The following is a 16,075-nucleotide window of genomic DNA, read 5'->3' as shown; positions in this document are numbered from 1 at the left end:
TTGGACTTTTCACAGGCTTTCCCCTTTTGAAATGTCCGTCTAGCTTCACGTTCTAATAACTTCTTAAATCTTTAAACACATAGATCGCTTTGAAGAAACCTTCATCCCAGGTTCCACTATCCTGAATAGACCAGCATGTTGCAAGAACAGCATGAGAAAATCCATATAATAGAATTCTATTTTTATCTAAGTTCAGTTCCTTTACAAAGATATCAATGCGTTTTTCTATTACTTCTGTGATTTGATCATCTGGCAGTTTATTTAGTAAAAATTGAATCACATCATATTCTCTTTCTCCAATTAGCCCTTTAGGATCAATGGCTAGCCAAGAATCGGTGCCTGTCCTTAAAATATTATAATGATGTAAATCACCATGGAGCAGAAAAGGCTCGGTCTGGGTTTCCGCTAACTCCCTAAAGTTCTCAGTCGCTTCTTGCAGCATTTCTTTCGTGATGGGTCCGAGTCCTTCAGGATTATCCTTATAAATTTTGTCTAAACTTTTTCCTCTCTCTTTAATATGCGGAATGTGAACAGATTTGGGAGCCGGGCTCCATAACTTTTTCATGACTTGAGAAGCAATATAAGCAGCTTCCTCATTATTCTCAAGTGAGGCAAGGGTCGTGCCAGGCTTTAATCTTTCAAGTAGTAGAACTCCTTTTATCCTATCAACATCTACGATCCTAACCATACCATGGTCGTTAAATAGAACGAGGGCCTCTACTTCAGAAAGAAATTCCTCACTCGGAACAGTTAGCTTGATGACTACTTCCAATCCATCATTCCGAATAGCAGGCGCCACAAAATTATAGGACAAATCAAACGGCGGCATGATTTTTAAATGCCACCGCTCCTCACATTCATGAATAAGCTCTTGAAACTCAAGTAACCACTTCTCCCCTTTTTCCTTATGCACATCTTTAATGGTTTTTACAAATTTAATTGGTAAATAAATCACTTTAGCACTCCTATGAATCTTTTATCATCGTCATAAATGCGGTAGACCCATTACTAAATTCTATTTTCCTCTTAAAACCAAGTTTTTCATAAAGGCGTATCGCCCTATCATTAAACTTCGCCACCGTTAAGCGAAGGGGAACTTCCTTATATGCGCCATGGATATGCCTTAGGATAAAAGAAAAGAATGCATATCCCATTCCCTGCCCTGTTAACTCGGGCTTCATTCCAAGCCCAATATCAGTACATGTTTCTGAATAGGCACCATACTTTGTCCCAGCAGGCACCTGGGCAGAATCCCCAGTACAAAAGAAGCCTATTAATCGACCATTTTCGTCAATGACAACTGAATACGAGCTTCCTAATAACTCCCTTATAGATTCCTCGTTTTCTTCATTATTGTAAAAATTATAAGGTGCTGGGTATTTCCAGTTTAGGATTTCGACTGCCTCGTTTCGACTTATCCTTTTGATAAACAACTGCATATGATCCCTCTTTTAATTTGAAAATATTACCTTCCCTGTTTCCACGAAAAGTATGGACCGCACAATCCTTTTTCGTGTGTATTGACGTAAGTCCAGGCAAATTCCTTATCCACTACATAAATATCCTGTTCATTTTCAAAGTCTTCAGCAGTAATTTTAGATACATTTTCAATGATTATCGCATCATTTGAATGCTGATGAAAAACATAACATGCCTGCTTTTGTAATTGATTAAATGCTTCATTTGCCTGTTCTTCTTTCAAGCATTCCTTTGTTTCATAGCTGAAAATATGCCATAAGAATCCACTGCTTTTACCTTTGTCATGCAAATGAATTTTACCCTTCTCGTCCTCACTAAGATGACTAGCAAAATTCTCCTCCCATTGATTCCGTAAATACGTGCCCCATTTCGGAATCTTCGTTACCTTAACTCTTTTCTTTTGAAGCGTATTTATGAGTGTATTCATCTTCACTTCTCCTTGGAAACACTTTTATTATATTTTATGTTATTTTTTGGAATTACGAAAGTGTGTAGTGAACTTTGTTTAAAGGTTTGGTATGTATAATAATCAGAAATCATATCCATAATCATATAAGCTTTTCAGCAATGCCCCCAATTTATTTTATTTCATCCTGATATGAGGAGGAAAAGCATGTTTGATTATTTATTATTAATTAGAAATGAATTAGAATGGAATATTCCTATATTAATGACTGCCGTCTTTATCGCCGTTTTATACACAATACTCGTAAGACAAACGACTAAATTCACAATGCTTCAAAAGCAGCCATTTCTTTTTCTTTCCAGCCTAGGCTTACTTGTCTTGATAGTTGGGAGCCCCTTTGCAGCCATTAGCCACCTCTCATTCAGCTTGCATATGATCCAAATGAGCATTCTATTTTTTATTATTCCACCATTATTATTATTAGGGATTCCAAAGCCCGTTTATCAGCTATTGTGGACGGTTATCCTAGTCAGGTCTTTTCTTTTTGTAAAACCTATCGTGGCACTCTTTATTTTTGCAATCCTATTTTCCATGTATCATTTACCAACAATATTAAGCCTTATCTCTGATCATCCTGCCATTCATAATAGTTATTTCTTTTTACTATTTATCTTAGCCTTTCGTATGTGGTGGCCCATTACCTCACCGTTTAAAAAACTACGGACATATAGCGAGACTAAAAAACGTTATGCTTTCCTAAGCGGACTTCTTTTATTGCCAGCCTGCTCAGTTTTTATCCTCAATGCTTTAATTGATGGGATGAATAATCCGTTTTTAACTCAATTAATGACAAAACTTTGTTTACCCTCTCATTCTAGTTCTCATACACTTTTTCCTCCCTTAGTCAATACTAGGCTTGATCAACTCATGGCAGGCATTCTAATGCTAGGTATTCACAAAATTTCATTAAAAGCCGCACTGCATATGGGAGAAAAAAATTAATACAGGCTTTTACCAGCTCTGCTGCCATTCGTTCTAAATACAAATCGATTTTAATAGAATGAATAATATTGATGAAGGAAAGGAGTGGGGCCAGGCTATGATCGAAACCGCACATATTGAAGTAAAAGGCATGCATTGTGCTGCCTGTACGACTCGTATCGAAAAATCTGTTTCAAAAATAGATGGAGTGACAGACATATCGGTCAATTTAACAACTGAAAAAGGCCGTGTCTCGTTTGAAAAAAACCGGACAAGCGTTTCTGACATCATTCAAAAAATAAACAAAATTGGGTTTGAAGCAAAGGAAGTCAGCCAAAACCGCTCCTCTGAACAGAACAAAAATATAGAGATTAGGAGACTTCAATGGAAATTCGTCTTTTCAGCCTTGCTTACTCTTCCGATGGCATGGGCTATGTTCGCCCACTTCCATTGGGCTTCCTTCATCAAAGTTCCTGATCTGTTTATTCATCCCCTTTTTCAGTTCGCAATTACGATTCCCATTCAATTCTTCATTGGGGCAGAATTTTATGAAAGAGCATGGAAAGCCTTAAGAAATAGAAGTGCAAATATGGATGTATTGGTCGTATTAAGTACGTCCGCAGCCTTTTTTTACAGCCATTATCTAACCTTTACAACCTTGAAAACCTATCATCAGGCCCAGCCGGTCGACTTGTTCTATGAGACAAGTGCCTTTATTATTACATTCATTCTCTTAGGAAAACTGCTCGAGGCAAAAACAAAATTACGGACGACAGAAGCAATCAAAAAGCTTTATCAATTACAAATGAAAACAGCCACTGTCTATATAAACGGGAGAGAAGAAAATAGACTGATTGAGCAAATTGTACCTGGAGATATTATCGTTCTAAGGCCTGGGGAGAAGGTGCCGATCGATGGACAAGTAATCGACGGGCATTCCGTCATGGATGAATCACTGTTAACCGGTGAAAGCATACACGTTGAGAAAAACATTGGCAACGATGTCTATGCTGGGACAATCAATCAAAATGGGTTATTAAAGATAAGAGCAACAAAAAGAAATTCTGATACTGCCCTGTCACAAATTATTCGGATCGTTGAGGAAGCTCAAGCTTCAAAAGCACCTATTCAATATATAGCAGATCATATTACAGCCCTATTTGTTCCAATTGTCATTGCCATTGCTTCGGTTACATTTGCCGCATGGTATTCCCTCTTTCAGCCAGGTGATTTAAAAGAGGCTTTAGAAAAAACGATCGCTGTTCTCATTATCGCTTGTCCTTGTGCGCTTGGGCTTGCCACTCCAACTTCTGTTATGGTCGGAAGCGGAAGGGCCGCACAGCTTGGAATCCTTTTTAAAGAAGGAAGATTTCTTGAATTATTAGGGAAAAATAATATCATTGTCTTCGATAAAACCGGGACCATTACAAAAGGACAGCCTCATGTGACCGACATTTATAGCGAATATTTAAGCATACGGGCTTTCTTAGAGACCGTTGGGGCTGTTGAGAGCATTTCCGACCATCCTATTGCTAAAGCAATTGTCCAGAGGGCGAAAAGGGAAATCTCTATTTTTCCAAGTGTGTCACAAGTCCTTTCAATTCCAGGATATGGAATCAGAGCAACAGTAAACAATCAAAAGGTTGTCATTGCCAGCCCGGCATATTTTAAAAGAAATGATATCTCCATCCCTCCAAAATCAGCCACTCTAGTAACCAAGCTAGAGCAGGAAGGAAAAACTGTCATGATTGCCTTTATTGATTCTCAGTTTTCCGGAATCATCGCTGTTGCAGATGAAATAAAATCAACATCTGTTAAAGCTGTAACTAGATTAAAGAAGATGGGGTTAGAGGTAATCATGCTCACAGGCGATAATCGGCATACCGCAATGGCTGTAGGAAAAAAAGCAGGAATCCATAAATTAAGGGCTGAAGTCATGCCCCAGCATAAAGCTGAAATCATACAGACATTACAACAAAAAGGAAACAAGGTCATCATGGTTGGAGATGGCATTAATGATGCACCTGCATTAGCTGTTGCCGATGTCGGAATTGCACTTGGAACAGGTTCAGACGTGGCCATTGAATCAGGTGATATGACCATTATCAAAGATGATCTAAATCGAGTCGTTGACGCAATCCTCATTAGCAAAAAAACAATGACTAATATTAAACAAAATTTTCTATGGGCTTTTCTCTATAATATTATGATGATCCCACTTGCCATGCTTGGTTACATGGCTCCATGGCTTGCAGGGGCAGCCATGGCTTTTAGTTCCCTTTCTGTTGTGTTGAATTCCCTTCGGTTAAAGAGAGTTAGACTAAAGTAAGTATGGGTGAATTTTATTTTCAAAAAAAGAAATTAGAGAAGTTACCTGTTTCCATTTCTCTTGAGAATCCAAAAAATGAGGCAACCTATATGATTAGGCGCCTCATCTTTATTTTTTATTTACTTACTAACCGCCACATTATACACATTCTGGCTTGACTCGATTATATAATCAGGCTTTGGCTTTCCAGCTTTCGCTCTGTGCCCTGCAATATGCTCGGGGCTCTTCTCCCAGTTCTTCCATTCCTCTTCAGTTTCCCATCTGACAAGGACTAATACTTCCTCGTCACCACGGCGTACATTTTTGACTAGAACTTGAAGGTCGACAAAGCCCGGCTGCTTCTCAATGAGTCCCTCACCACTGAAGCGCTCCACCACTGTATCAGAAAAGCCCTCCTTCACAACCATTTGCTTAATCTGGTAAAACATTATTCTACACCTACTTGTGCATCTTCAACCATTAGCTTCATAGACTGTAGCCCGCCACCAGATAAATACCATGGACCGCCGTTTAAGTAAAAGATTTTACCATTTTTGAATGCATTTGTTTTTTGGACAAGCTCATTTTCAATTGCATCCTTCACACTCGCATTGCTGTCAAATGCTGCATCACGGTCGATTACGAACATATTGTCTGGATTTGTTTCAGAAATGTATTCAAATGAAATGCTCTGTCCATGAGTTGATTGTTCAATCTTTTCATCAGCAGGCTTGTAACCAAACACATCATGAAGGATACCGAAACGTGAACTTGGTCCATAGGCACTCACTTTTCCTTCATTCCCCATAATAATTAATGTTCTAGCATCAGTGCTTCCTGTTTTTCCTTTTATTGCATCTATATTCTTATTAACTTCTTCCAATTCCGTTTTCATTTGTTCTTCTTTGCCAAAAACTTGTGCTATCACTTCCATGTTATGTGTGAAGGATTCCATATAATTTGTGTAATCAATTCCTACATAAATTGTTGGAGCAATTTTTTTGAACTCTTCATACATATCAGATTGGCGTGCGGAGATGAAAATCACATCTGGCTTTAATGCATGAATTGCCTCAAAGTCGGGCTCCTTCAAGCTTCCTACATTCGTGTACTCAGAACCAGCATATTTTTCTAAATATGGAGGAATGGTTGCCTGTGGTACTCCAGTAACAGGAACACCAAGCTCATCCAATGTATCTAAAATACCAAAATCAAAAACTACTACTTTCTCAGGCGTCTTTGCTAAAACAATTTCTTCCTCATCAAGTTCATGCTTAATTTTTATTTCTGCAGATTCCTCTACTGGCTTGTCGCTTCCAGAATTCGAGCTTTCCTCTTCTTTTGCAGCTTCCTTCGATCCACACGCAGATAGCACGAGGAAAACCGTTAATAATAATGCAAATAATGGCCATTTTTTCATATCATTAATCCCCTTTTCTATGAGTTAAAGTACACGCAAATTCGGCAATCGTTTATTTTTTTAATTGGAATATCCATATCATATATTTCTCTTAATGAATCCGACTGAATGATTTCATTTGTCGGCCCATTCTTTACAACTTTCCCGTCCTTCAATGCTACAATGCGGTCTGAATAAACAGACGCGAAATTAATATCATGCAGGACAATGACTACTGTTTTTCCCAACTCATCCACAAGACCGCGAAGAATCTTCATAATTTGGACAGAATGCTTCATATCTAAATTATTCAGCGGCTCATCTAGTAAAATATAGTCCGTATCCTGTGCAATCACCATGGCGATAAATGCTCGCTGACGCTGGCCTCCAGATAATTCATCAAGAAAATCATGCTGCATATCAGTTAAACCCATGTATGTAATGGCTTGATCCACCCTTTTCTCATCTTCCTCATTCAGATGCCCCTTCGAATACGGGAACCTCCCAAACGACACGAGTTCACGGATCGTTAGCCGTACATTCATATAATTGGATTGTTTTAAGATGGACACACGCTTGGAAAAGTCATTCGGTTTCATTTTCTTAACGTGAGAGTTTTCAATCAGTACCTCACCCGTATCCGCTTCGATTAATCGGCTAACCATCGATAGCAGCGTAGATTTTCCAGCTCCATTTGGACCGATAAAGGACGTGATTTGTCCTGGATGAATATCGACTGTCACATTTTCAACGACAGGCTTTTTTCCATAGAATTTGGATAAAGCTCGGACTTGAATCAATTAGATCGACTCTCCTTTAGCAGTAAAAATATGAAATACACGCCACCGAAAAAGTTAATGATGACACTGAGCGTTGTCGAGAAGGTAAAGATTCGCTCTACAACCCACTGACCTCCCACAAGCGCAATGATACTCATGACCATCGCACCAGTAATGATTGTGGTGTGCCTGTAGGTTTTGAAAAACTGATACGATAAATTGGCTACGATCAGACCGAAAAACGTAATCGGCCCAACTAATGCGGTAGCAATAGAAATTAAAATAGCTACTAAAACGAGCATCCTTTTCACAATTAGATCGTATGGAACACCAAGGTTCACGGCATGATCACGGCCAAGTGAGATAACGTCCAAGTAGTTCATTGATCGAAAACCTATTACAATTGCGATGATGATGATGCTTAATGCAATCCATACCAAATCACCATTCACATTATTAAAGCTTGCAAACATCCTATCTTGCACTCTTTGAAATTCATTCGGATCAATAAGCACCTGCAGGAAAGTAGAAATGCTGGAGAAAAACGTTCCTACGATAATCCCAACAAGCAAAAGGAAGTATATCGGCCGCTTTCCATTTTTAAAAAGCAGTTGGTAGAGTAATAAAGCAAATACAATCATCGCCACGACTGATAAAAAGAAATTATACTGCCGATTTGCGACCAATACATGACTGGATCCTAAAAAGAAAATAATAACCGTTTGGATGAGTAAATACAGGGAATCCAGCCCCATAATACTCGGTGTTAAAATGCGATTATGCGAAATTGTTTGGAAAACTACTGTAGCATACGCAATGGCTATACCAGTTAAGACCATGGCAATGACCTTAACTCCTCTTCGCGGCAATGCATAATCGAAGCTTCCATTTAAATCATGAAATAAATAAATGCAGCAAAACATAATCGCTATTACGGCGAGTATGATCATTTTTATAGAATTACGCATACGCCTTCCTCCTAAAGAGTAAATAGAGGAAGATTCCGCTGCCAATGACTCCGACCATCAAGCTAATCGAGATCTCATACGGGTAAATAATAACCCTTCCCAGTATGTCACACACAAGCAGGAACGAGGAGCCAAGCAATGCTGTATGTGGCAAGGTCTTTTGCAAATGATCTCCTTTAAAAATTGAAACAATGTTTGGGATTATTAATCCAAGGAATGGAATCATTCCGACTGTTAGAACGACGGTAACCGTTATTAGTGCAACAAGAATAAGTCCAAAATTCACAACCCGTTTATAGGACATACCTAAGTTTTTCGAAAAATCTTCCCCCATACCTGCTACCGTAAAGCGATTAGCAAATAAATAGGCCACCGCTAACAATGGAATCGTTATGTAAAGAAGCTCATATCGTCCCTTCATAATCATTGAAAAATCACCCTGGAGCCATGCAGACATATTTTGAATAACATCTGCCCGATAGGCAAAAAAAGTCGTAATCGAAGACAAGATGTTTCCAAACATTAAACCAACAAGCGGAATAAAGATTGCGTCCTTAAATTTAATTCGAATGAGCAATTGCATAAACAAAAGCGTGCCGGCAAGCGCAAATACAAAGGCTACAATCATTTTCTCAAGAAGGGACGCATTCGCAAACAACAGCATTGACACTAAAATCCCAAGTCTAGTGGCGTCAAGTGTGCCCGCTGTTGTAGGGGAAACAAATTTATTCCGGCTGAGTTGCTGCATAATTAACCCTGCAATACTCATCCCCGCTCCTGCAAATAGGATCGCTAATAATCTTGGCAATCGGCTGATAAGAAAGATTTGAGTTTCATCAGATTGCAGATTTAGCAAATCCTTCGGTGTAATATGGCTCACTCCAACAAATAAGGATAGGATTGAAAGTACAATGAGCGAGACGATAAGATATCTTTTTTTCATAACTATCTCCAATAAGTAAACATTTTCGTAAGTTTTAATGATACTGAAAATCATTATCACTAATACTCACAATTGTTATTATAGCAGGCAGGAAATGATTGTCAACGACTAATTGAAAGTAATTATCATTATCATAAGAATCGTGCTTAACTACTGCTTTTACTCATGATAAATTTATTAACTCCCCTAATCCTTTTTCACTTACACTACTTTTGTAGTGTTTTTCCAAAATTCTTTGACAACTTATCTTTACCATGCTAACATGGCTATTAAATTCAAAACATTTAAAAATATTAACAACTCTTATTCAGAGAGGTGGAGGGACTGGCCCTGTGAAGCCCGGCAACCATTCAATTACTTATTGAAAAGGTGCTAATTCCTGCAAAGCATATTGCTTTGGCAAATAAGAGAGGACTCCTTCAGTAGGAGTACAAGCCTCTCTTTTATTTTGAGAGGCTTTTATTTTTCCTTTAAAAAATTTAATAAACGAATGCATCAGGTGCTGTTAATTTTTTTCTCAGCTTAAAAGGGAAGTCCGGTGAAATTCCGACACGGTCCCGCCACTGTAATGGGGAGCAGCTTATCAGGAACCACTATTTCATTTGGAAATGGGAAGGGATAAGAAGCGATGAACCTAAGTCAGGAGACCTGCCTGTTGTATATGCTTGTACTCTACGAGGATATAGAGGGGAGTGAAGAATACGTGTTGAGAAAACCATTATGTCTCAACTCTAGTTAGCTATGCGTATGAATCTCTCTTTTCTACTTGAAAAGAGAGATTTTTTGTTGAGAAAAAATTAAAAATTAGGAGTGTAGGAAACGATGAGCCATGTAAGAAACTCGAATTTAGGTTATCCAAGAATTGGAGAAAAACGCGAATGGAAAAAAAGCCTCGAGCTGTATTGGGCAGGTCAATTAGAAAAAGACGAGTTTTTGAAGCAAATGGAACAAATTCGCCTTCAGCATCTGCAAAAGCAGATTGATCAAGGAATTGACTTAATCCCGGTTGGAGATTTTAGCTTGTATGATCATGTCCTTGATACAGCTGTCATGTTTGGATTAGTGCCAAAGCGTTTTGGCTATTCTGGAGGGAAAGTATCTCTAGAAACATATTTTAATATAGCGCGTGGAACGAAAGGTGCAGTTGCATCTGAAATGACGAAATGGTTTAACACTAACTATCACTATATTGTTCCAGAGCTGGACGAAGCTGAGCCTGCACTAGTAGAAAACCGTCCTCTCCAATTTTATAAAGAAGCTAAGCAAAAGCTTAATATTGAAGGTAAGCCTGTCATTTTGGGGCCTATTTCATTTGTTTCTTTGGCAAAAGGCTATAAAGCAAGTCAATTTAAGGAAAAGGTTAATCAATTCGTACCGCTTTATGCTGAAATTTTACGAGAACTTCAGGATGAAGGCGTAGAATGGGTACAAATAGACGAGCCGATCCTTTCCACTTCTATTTCAAAAGATTTAATGGCCTTATTTAAAAATGTTTATCAAGCATTGTATGAAGCAGCTCCACATGTAAAAGTCATTTTACAAACGTATTTTGAAGCCGTTGAATTTTATGAAGACATCATCTCCCTCCCTGTTCACGGCATTGGGTTTGATTTTGTACATGACCAAGGGAAAAATCTTGAAGCTTTGAAAAAGTATGGGTACCCAAAGGATAAGGTGCTTGCTGCTGGAATCATTGACGGCCGCAATATTTGGCGTGCCAACCTTGAAAAACAATATTCGTTCCTTGAAGAAATTGGACAGTTTGTTTCCAAAAATCGTTTGATCGCACAGCCTTCATCAAGCTTATTGCATGTACCTGTGACGGTTAAAAGCGAAGATGTACTCGATAAGATTCTAAGTGATGCATTATCATTTGCAGATGAAAAGCTGTATGAAGTCGTTACACTCTCAAAAGGGATTCATGATGGAAAAGAAGCAATACAGAATGACATTCTAAAAAGTACAAAATCTATTGCTTTATTAAATCAATCTTCTTTTCGAAACAATAAAGCAGTTCAAGAATCCATCCAATACTTACATGCCTATAAGGCAGAACGTGAAGCTCCTTTTCAAGTACGCCAGAGGCTTCAAGAGAAGACCTTCCAATTGCCGCTCTTGCCGACAACAACCATTGGAAGCTTTCCGCAGACACAGGAAGTAAGAAAACAACGATTAAAATGGCGTAAAGGCGAGTTAACAAATGCAGATTATAAACATTTTATTCAAGCTGAAATTAAAAAGTGGATTGAGATACAGGAAGAGCTTGGCATTGACGTACTGGTGCATGGAGAGTTTGAACGTACAGATATGGTCGAATATTTCGGGGAAAAATTAGATGGATTTGTATTCACAAAATTTGGCTGGGTGCAATCATATGGATCGCGTTGCGTAAAGCCGCCTCTTATTTACGGAGACGTATCATTTAAAGAGCCAATGACAGTTGAAGAAACCCTTTATGCCCAATCATTAACAGACAAGCCTGTAAAAGGTATGCTGACAGGTCCAATTACTATTTTAAACTGGTCGTTTGTACGTGACGATATTTCGCGATACGACGTTGCCAATCAAATTGCGCTTGCGCTTCGAAAAGAAATCGAAGAACTTGAAAAAAGCGGAATCCGTATGATTCAAGTTGATGAGCCGGCCATTCGTGAAGGGCTGCCATTAAAGCGTGAAAAGTGGGAGAGTTATCTTAGCGCAGCAGTCTATGCATTTAAGCTTGCAACGACAGCTGTACAAAATGAAACACAAATTCATACCCATATGTGTTACTCCGATTTTGAAGAAATTATTGACGCGATTCATGCCCTCGATGCAGATGTGATTTCAATCGAAACTTCAAGAAGTCACGGTGAACTTATTTATGCATTTGAAAATAATACGTATGATAAAGGGATTGGCCTTGGTGTATATGATATTCATAGCCCGCGTGTACCTGAACTTGACGAGCTTCTGGCAAATATTGATCGTGCCCTTCAAGTCCTTGATCCAAAGCTTTTCTGGATTAATCCGGATTGCGGTTTAAAAACACGCGGCGAGGCTGAGACCATCGCAGCACTTAAGGTAATGGTTGAAGCAGCGGAACAAACAAGAGGAAAATTACTTGTGACTAAGAAGCAATGATTCGGTAGTAAAACATCGGTCGGCCTATTTGACTAAGCACCTTTTGCTAGTCTTATGGACATTGGTCGACCTACATTTACATATTGATCAAAGCAAAAAAACTTTGACTTCTTTGTTAGCCAGTCCCCCAATCTTCAAGTAATAATACTTAAAAAATAGAAATAAGAATTGATATTAAGGATTATTTAAATGTTAAGAAGGTGGGATTACAACATTGGAGTTAATTGTTAAGGATAAAAACGGCATTATAGCAGAGTGTTTATATTATGGATACAAACGCGAAAATATGGTGAGTGGTTTTTTCCCCCTTCAATATGGGGATTTATTAACAATTTCAAACCATGGGAAATTTGTCTTTGGAATAGGTTGGTTTATTTTCATTACGATTAATGAATCTAAAAAAGAGTTTCTGTTTATGCCAGATCTTGAAGCAGCGATTCACTCTAAAAAGTTGGAATCATGCATCGATATTATGCTTGATTACTCTTTATCTACCTTTTATTTAGATAAATCCTTAGCAAGTCGTAACAAGGAATTATTTTTAACTTTGTCTAATAAACTGAAAGAGTCATCTTTTCTTTTGCATAGAATAACTAATAAATTCCTGGCGGAAAATCAAACATAGTAGTTTGCTTTTTCGATGACCAGGGAATTTATTAGTTATGTTGTATCGTGCAATACTCATTTCTTCATTTTTAAGTTTCAAATTATGCTTCTTTCATACATCAAATGTATTTATTAACTAGACAATCCCTTTATCTATCGCTTTTATTAATGACCTTGCTGCCTTTTTTACTACACCTTTTGGATCATCTTCATATTCTTCAGCTATTCCTCTTATTTCAAGAGTGTATTTATCAGTTGAATGACATACATGCAAAAACCCTTTTAAAACGCGCGCACGATGCTTGCCTTCCCAAACAAGCAAGGATTCCTTCAACAGTGGAAAAGCGGTTTGTGCTTCAGACTCTCCCACAGTCGCATAATTACATAAAGATTCTATCGCATAGTCTCTAACAATTGTGCTTTTATCAGACTTAATTAGCTCTGTAAGCTGCGGCAACGCCTTTGAAATTTCTGATGGTATGTATGCTGCAATTAAAGCAATTGCGTGCATGGCTTCCCAGCGAACACGTGTCGTTTTATGCGAAATCAAATTTAATAAATCATTAGCAAAAGCTAAGATCAATTCTGGCTGTTTTTCTGCAACTTTTGTAAAAACCTCGGCACAATCTCCAACAATAGCTGCCTCTTTTGATATTAGGCCTTCTCCTATTTCAATAAGTAAGCTTGGATTTTTAAGACAATCCATTGCTGCTTGACGATTTCCTTCTTCTGTCTTTTCTCCAATCTGTGATGATAGTTTTATTATTATAGTCATTTCATCCCCTCCGTGCTAATCTGCTTCCCCATTCCTATATTTGCCTTCCAAGCAAAACAGGCTAGGTAAATAAATTTTCTATACTAATACTTATAGCCGAATAAACAGAAAGTTAATCCTGGCTATAGTTCTCTTTTAAATTATACAATAAGGCATATACAATTATGTAATTATTTACCATGCGTTTAAAAGTGAATAGTATAATTCGAATTCATACAAAAAACCGCTATTCCACAAAATAGGTGGAAATAGCGGTTTTATTAGTTTATACCAATTAGTAATTTTTACAAATTAGATAATATGAAACATTGACCAACACCTTAAGAGGCTGCTGTTCAATACAGATAAAAAGTGGCTCCGCAGGTAGGATTCGAACCTACGACCGTTCGGTTAACAGCCGAATGCTCTACCACTGAGCTACTGCGGAATAATTAATATAGTTCCCTAAAATCCATTTGGCTTAAGTAATGTGTTCCAAATCCCTACGTGATTTGTCACAGATTTTAAAAGTTTGCCATTCAGTGAAGGAATACTTCGCGGCTGCAAGCTTTAAAAATCCTCTACCACTGAGCTACTGCGGAATAAAAAGATGGGCCTAAATGGACTCGAACCATCGACCTCACGCTTATCAGGCGTGCGCTCTAACCAGCTGAGCTATAGGCCCATTATAATATGGAGCGGGTGAAGGGAATCGAACCCTCATCAACAGCTTGGAAGGCTGTGGTTTTACCACTAAACTACACCCGCATTATTTTGTTGGAGGCAGCACCCGGATTTGAACCGGGGATAAAGGTTTTGCAGACCTCTGCCTTACCACTTGGCTATGCCGCCTTAAGTAAAATGGCTGGGCTAGCTGGATTCGAACCAACGCATGTCGCAGTCAAAGTGCGATGCCTTACCGCTTGGCTATAGCCCACTGAAGTAACCTCAAGAATTGCTTCTCAGTAAAATAAAATGGGGCGGCTGATGGGAATCGAACCCACGAATGTCGGAACCACAATCCGATGCGTTAACCACTTCGCCACAACCGCCATAATTAATGGCAGGGGTAGTAGGAATCGAACCCACATCAAAGGTTTTGGAGACCTTCGTTTTACCATTAAACTATACCCCTATAAATGGTGGTGGGGGACGGATTCGAACCGCCGAACCCAAAGGGAGCGGATTTACAGTCCGCCGCGTTTAGCCACTTCGCTACCCCACCATATAAAAAAATAGGGATTTATATTATTAAATGGTGGCTCAGGACGGAATCGAACCGCCGACACAAGGATTTTCAGTCCTTTGCTCTACCGACTGAGCTACTGAGCCACAATATGGCGGTCCGGACGGGACTCGAACCCGCGACCTCCTGCGTGACAGGCAGGCATTCTAACCAACTGAACTACCGGACCAGATTGCGGGGACAGGATTTGAACCTGCGACCTTCGGGTTATGAGCCCGACGAGCTACCGGACTGCTCCACCCCGCGATAATAGTATTTATATAATTTTTACCAAGCATTATATGGAGGAGGAAAGGGGATTTGAACCCCTGCGCGGTTTGACCCGCCTGTCGGTTTTCAAGACCGATCCCTTCAGCCGGACTTGGGTATTCCTCCAAAACAATATCATAAATATGGTAGCGGCGGAGGGGATCGAACCCCCGACCTTACGGGTATGAACCGTACGCTCTAGCCAGCTGAGCTACACCGCCAAAATAAAGTATATTTTTATGGTGGAGCCTAGCGGGATCGAACCGCTGACCTCCTGCGTGCAAGGCAGGCGCTCTCCCAGCTGAGCTAAGGCCCCATAAAGATATAAAGTAACATAAGTACAATTAATACCCATACTTCCAAAAATACAATTTTGGAGCGGAAGACGGGATTCGAACCCGCGACCCCCACCTTGGCAAGGTGGTGTTCTACCACTGAACTACTTCCGCACATCAAAAATGGTGAGGATAGTGCTCTATAAAAAATACCGGAGAGATGTTAACATCTAACTAATTGAATGAGTCAGTTGTTCAGGTCTACACCGGTAAATGAGATGGAGGATGACGGGATCGAACCGCCGACCCCCTGCTTGTAAGGCAGGTGCTCTCCCAGCTGAGCTAATCCTCCTCAGCGCAAAAGTACAAATGCACATCAGTTAACATACATCACTTCTACTATGCTGTAAAATGGTGACCCGTACGGGATTCGAACCCGTGTTACCGCCGTGAAAGGGCGGTGTCTTAACCGCTTGACCAACGGGCCAATTTATTTGAAATGATTATGCATTTCTCAAAAATAATAGCCCCTTTGGGGCTAGCCTAGCGACGTCCTACT

General features: G+C 39.3%; 13 protein-coding genes, 17 tRNA genes and 2 riboswitches. Of the genes, 4 read left to right on the top strand and 26 right to left on the bottom strand.

The genetic code is table 11. From position 1 onward, the window contains the following. Nucleotides 1-52: 52 nt before the first annotated feature. The 3 genes from V7164_RS12395 to V7164_RS12385 are packed head-to-tail and all read right to left on the bottom strand — an operon-like array spanning nucleotide 53 to nucleotide 1,906. Nucleotides 53-955, bottom strand: a complete 903-nt coding sequence (locus tag V7164_RS12395; protein ID WP_335354241.1) for an aminoglycoside phosphotransferase family protein — start codon at nucleotides 953-955, stop codon at nucleotides 53-55. A 10-nt stretch (nucleotides 956-965) separates the two neighbouring features. After that, nucleotides 966-1,439 carry a GNAT family N-acetyltransferase gene (locus V7164_RS12390; protein ID WP_335345477.1) on the bottom strand — a complete coding sequence of 158 codons (474 nt, stop codon included), beginning with the start codon at nucleotides 1,437-1,439 and terminating at the stop codon, nucleotides 966-968. A gap of 26 nt (nucleotides 1,440-1,465) precedes the next feature. Next, nucleotides 1,466-1,906 carry a DUF4275 family protein gene (locus tag V7164_RS12385; RefSeq protein WP_335345478.1) on the bottom strand — a complete coding sequence of 147 codons (441 nt, stop codon included), beginning with the start codon at nucleotides 1,904-1,906 and terminating at the stop codon, nucleotides 1,466-1,468. 186 nt (nucleotides 1,907-2,092) lie between these two features. Here V7164_RS12385 and V7164_RS12380 point away from each other — a divergent pair, with 186 nt between their 5' ends. Both V7164_RS12380 and V7164_RS12375 read left to right on the top strand, forming a co-directional pair. Further along, a complete protein-coding gene (locus V7164_RS12380) occupies nucleotides 2,093-2,887 on the top strand; it encodes a cytochrome c oxidase assembly protein (protein ID WP_335345479.1) in 795 nt (264 codons plus the stop codon). Nucleotides 2,888-2,984: 97 nt separating this feature from the next. Beyond that, on the top strand, nucleotides 2,985-5,195 hold the full coding sequence (locus V7164_RS12375) for a heavy metal translocating P-type ATPase (RefSeq protein WP_335354240.1): 2,211 nt from the start codon (nucleotides 2,985-2,987) through the stop codon (nucleotides 5,193-5,195). Nucleotides 5,196-5,314: 119 nt separating this feature from the next. Here V7164_RS12375 and V7164_RS12370 read toward each other — a convergent pair whose 3' ends face one another. From V7164_RS12370 to V7164_RS12350, 5 genes are read right to left on the bottom strand one after another with little or no spacing between them, the layout of a single operon-like run. Continuing rightward, the gene (locus V7164_RS12370; RefSeq protein ID WP_335345481.1) at nucleotides 5,315-5,623 is read right to left on the bottom strand and encodes an antibiotic biosynthesis monooxygenase family protein; all 309 of its coding nucleotides are present in this window, start codon (nucleotides 5,621-5,623) and stop codon (nucleotides 5,315-5,317) included. Further along, entirely contained in the window at nucleotides 5,623-6,594 is a 972-nt protein-coding gene (locus tag V7164_RS12365; RefSeq protein ID WP_335354239.1) for a siderophore ABC transporter substrate-binding protein, read from the bottom strand. The genes V7164_RS12370 and V7164_RS12365 overlap by 1 nt, the downstream gene beginning before the upstream one ends. Before the next feature lie 17 nt (nucleotides 6,595-6,611). Then, nucleotides 6,612-7,373 (bottom strand): iron ABC transporter ATP-binding protein, encoded by a 762-nt coding sequence (locus V7164_RS12360; RefSeq protein WP_335354238.1) that lies wholly within the window; start codon nucleotides 7,371-7,373, stop codon nucleotides 6,612-6,614. Further along, on the bottom strand, nucleotides 7,370-8,320 hold the full coding sequence (locus tag V7164_RS12355) for an iron chelate uptake ABC transporter family permease subunit (protein ID WP_335345484.1): 951 nt from the start codon (nucleotides 8,318-8,320) through the stop codon (nucleotides 7,370-7,372). The genes V7164_RS12360 and V7164_RS12355 overlap by 4 nt, the downstream gene beginning before the upstream one ends. Next, nucleotides 8,313-9,263 carry an ABC transporter permease gene (locus V7164_RS12350; protein ID WP_335354237.1) on the bottom strand — a complete coding sequence of 317 codons (951 nt, stop codon included), beginning with the start codon at nucleotides 9,261-9,263 and terminating at the stop codon, nucleotides 8,313-8,315. The genes V7164_RS12355 and V7164_RS12350 overlap by 8 nt, the downstream gene beginning before the upstream one ends. A 300-nt stretch (nucleotides 9,264-9,563) precedes the next feature. After that, a riboswitch (SAM riboswitch) is annotated at nucleotides 9,564-9,673 on the top strand. 70 nt (nucleotides 9,674-9,743) lie between these two features. Beyond that, a riboswitch (cobalamin riboswitch) is annotated at nucleotides 9,744-9,933 on the top strand. 152 nt (nucleotides 9,934-10,085) lie between these two features. On the opposite strand from V7164_RS12350, the gene metE reads away from it, so the two are divergent. Continuing rightward, the gene (metE, locus tag V7164_RS12345; protein WP_335354236.1) at nucleotides 10,086-12,386 is read left to right on the top strand and encodes a 5-methyltetrahydropteroyltriglutamate--homocysteine S-methyltransferase; all 2,301 of its coding nucleotides are present in this window, start codon (nucleotides 10,086-10,088) and stop codon (nucleotides 12,384-12,386) included. 214 nt (nucleotides 12,387-12,600) lie between these two features. After that, nucleotides 12,601-13,011: a hypothetical protein gene (locus V7164_RS12340; RefSeq protein ID WP_335354235.1), complete on the top strand. Its 411-nt coding sequence runs from the start codon at nucleotides 12,601-12,603 to the stop codon at nucleotides 13,009-13,011. Nucleotides 13,012-13,128: 117 nt separating this feature from the next. Here the strand turns inward: V7164_RS12340 and V7164_RS12335 are convergent, their stop codons facing one another. The 18 genes from V7164_RS12335 to V7164_RS12250 form a co-directional block, all read right to left on the bottom strand. Continuing rightward, nucleotides 13,129-13,767, bottom strand: a complete 639-nt coding sequence (locus V7164_RS12335) for a HEAT repeat domain-containing protein (RefSeq protein WP_335345488.1) — start codon at nucleotides 13,765-13,767, stop codon at nucleotides 13,129-13,131. A gap of 352 nt (nucleotides 13,768-14,119) precedes the next feature. Beyond that, nucleotides 14,120-14,194: transfer RNA gene (locus V7164_RS12330), tRNA-Asn, on the bottom strand. A gap of 163 nt (nucleotides 14,195-14,357) precedes the next feature. Next, nucleotides 14,358-14,431 (bottom strand) — tRNA-Ile (locus tag V7164_RS12325). Between the two features lie 9 nt (nucleotides 14,432-14,440). Beyond that, nucleotides 14,441-14,514: transfer RNA gene (locus tag V7164_RS12320), tRNA-Gly, on the bottom strand. Between the two features lie 10 nt (nucleotides 14,515-14,524). Then, nucleotides 14,525-14,598, bottom strand: a tRNA-Cys gene (locus V7164_RS12315). A 10-nt stretch (nucleotides 14,599-14,608) separates the two neighbouring features. Further along, a tRNA-Gln gene (locus tag V7164_RS12310) sits at nucleotides 14,609-14,683 on the bottom strand. 39 nt (nucleotides 14,684-14,722) lie between these two features. Next, nucleotides 14,723-14,798, bottom strand: a tRNA-His gene (locus V7164_RS12305). Nucleotides 14,799-14,807: 9 nt separating this feature from the next. Then, nucleotides 14,808-14,881 (bottom strand) — tRNA-Trp (locus V7164_RS12300). 5 nt (nucleotides 14,882-14,886) lie between these two features. After that, nucleotides 14,887-14,971, bottom strand: a tRNA-Tyr gene (locus V7164_RS12295). Between the two features lie 31 nt (nucleotides 14,972-15,002). Next, nucleotides 15,003-15,078, bottom strand: a tRNA-Phe gene (locus V7164_RS12290). 6 nt (nucleotides 15,079-15,084) lie between these two features. Further along, nucleotides 15,085-15,161 (bottom strand) — tRNA-Asp (locus V7164_RS12285). Nucleotides 15,162-15,164: 3 nt separating this feature from the next. Beyond that, nucleotides 15,165-15,238, bottom strand: a tRNA-Met gene (locus V7164_RS12280). A gap of 36 nt (nucleotides 15,239-15,274) precedes the next feature. After that, a tRNA-Ser gene (locus V7164_RS12275) sits at nucleotides 15,275-15,367 on the bottom strand. 18 nt (nucleotides 15,368-15,385) lie between these two features. Then, nucleotides 15,386-15,462, bottom strand: a tRNA-Met gene (locus tag V7164_RS12270). A gap of 19 nt (nucleotides 15,463-15,481) precedes the next feature. Further along, nucleotides 15,482-15,557, bottom strand: a tRNA-Ala gene (locus V7164_RS12265). 58 nt (nucleotides 15,558-15,615) lie between these two features. Further along, nucleotides 15,616-15,690: transfer RNA gene (locus V7164_RS12260), tRNA-Gly, on the bottom strand. A gap of 105 nt (nucleotides 15,691-15,795) precedes the next feature. Next, nucleotides 15,796-15,868: transfer RNA gene (locus tag V7164_RS12255), tRNA-Val, on the bottom strand. 60 nt (nucleotides 15,869-15,928) lie between these two features. Beyond that, nucleotides 15,929-16,003, bottom strand: a tRNA-Glu gene (locus V7164_RS12250). Between the last annotated feature and the right edge of the window lie 72 nt (nucleotides 16,004-16,075).

Origin of the sequence: Bacillus sp. JJ1474, assembly GCF_036965225.1 — a bacterium.
Classification (GTDB): Bacteria; Bacillota; Bacilli; order Bacillales; family Cytobacillaceae; genus Cytobacillus.
This window is presented reverse-complemented; position numbering and strand designations above follow the sequence as displayed.

Coding starts and splice junctions, on each gene's coding strand:
- V7164_RS12390 (WP_335345477.1), bottom strand. CDS start 1,439: ATGCAGTTGTTTATCAAAAGGATAAGTCGAAACGAGGCAGTCGAAATC.
- V7164_RS12385 (WP_335345478.1), bottom strand. CDS start 1,906: ATGAATACACTCATAAATACGCTTCAAAAGAAAAGAGTTAAGGTAACG.
- V7164_RS12380 (WP_335345479.1), top strand. CDS start 2,093: ATGTTTGATTATTTATTATTAATTAGAAATGAATTAGAATGGAATATT.
- V7164_RS12375 (WP_335354240.1), top strand. CDS start 2,985: ATGATCGAAACCGCACATATTGAAGTAAAAGGCATGCATTGTGCTGCC.
- V7164_RS12370 (WP_335345481.1), bottom strand. CDS start 5,623: ATGTTTTACCAGATTAAGCAAATGGTTGTGAAGGAGGGCTTTTCTGAT.
- V7164_RS12365 (WP_335354239.1), bottom strand. CDS start 6,594: ATGAAAAAATGGCCATTATTTGCATTATTATTAACGGTTTTCCTCGTG.
- V7164_RS12355 (WP_335345484.1), bottom strand. CDS start 8,320: ATGCGTAATTCTATAAAAATGATCATACTCGCCGTAATAGCGATTATG.
- V7164_RS12350 (WP_335354237.1), bottom strand. CDS start 9,263: ATGAAAAAAAGATATCTTATCGTCTCGCTCATTGTACTTTCAATCCTA.
- metE (WP_335354236.1), top strand. CDS start 10,086: ATGAGCCATGTAAGAAACTCGAATTTAGGTTATCCAAGAATTGGAGAA.
- V7164_RS12335 (WP_335345488.1), bottom strand. CDS start 13,767: ATGACTATAATAATAAAACTATCATCACAGATTGGAGAAAAGACAGAA.